The organism is Polaromonas sp. P3_C2, from assembly GCF_056402675.1.
Genome location: NZ_JBFUGX010001195.1, coordinates 1 through 666, shown reverse-complemented (window position 1 = coordinate 666; position 666 = coordinate 1). Strand labels below are relative to the sequence as shown.

Sequence of the window (666 nt, the reverse complement as noted above, 5' to 3'; positions counted from 1 at the left end):
GTCAAGAAAGCGGCAGGCAACCCTCCGGGCCGCAAGCAGGGCAAGAAGCCGCGCCGTTAGGCGCCGGGACACCATGAAATTTCCGCACAACATTTTTTCTTTATCTGCGCGCCGTACGCATAAGGCACTCTGCCCATGCTGATGCGCGTATTGGCCTTCCTGCTTGAAACGCTGTTCTTCCTGTTGATTGCAGCGGCCTTGCTGCGGGCCTGGATGAACTGGGTCCGGGTCAACATGACGGCCCAGCCCGGCCATTTTGTGATGGCCGTGACCGACTGGCTGGTCAAGCCCTTGCGCCGCGTGCTGCCCAGGCCAGTGATGCAGTCCCGGGTGGACTGGGCCAGCGTATTGGCGGCCGTGTTGCTGGCGCTGGCCTATGCGTTGCTGTGGGGCCTGTTGTTTGGCCTGCTGACGGGGGGCACCCTGTGGACTGCTGAGGCTGCGCCTGTTGCCTTGCTGACGCTGCTGTCCTTTGCGCTGAAGATGCTGATCCGCGTGGCGCTGCAAACCCTGTTCATCCTGGTGCTCGGTTTTGCCATCCTGTCGTGGGTGCAGCCTGGCTCACCCGCGTATGGTTTGCTGGGGCGCCTGACCGAGCCCCTGCTGGCACCCCTGCGCCGCGTGATCCCCACGGTGGGCGGCGTGGATTTGTCCGCGCTGGTGCTC

The 666-nt window shown here is 63.8% G+C and carries 1 protein-coding gene; it reads left to right on the top strand.

What is annotated here, in order from left to right; genetic code table 11:
* Positions 1-135: 135 nt before the first annotated feature.
* On the top strand, positions 136-666 hold a 531-nt coding region (locus AC1DWI_RS25550), incomplete at its 3' end, for a YggT family protein (protein ID WP_477726238.1).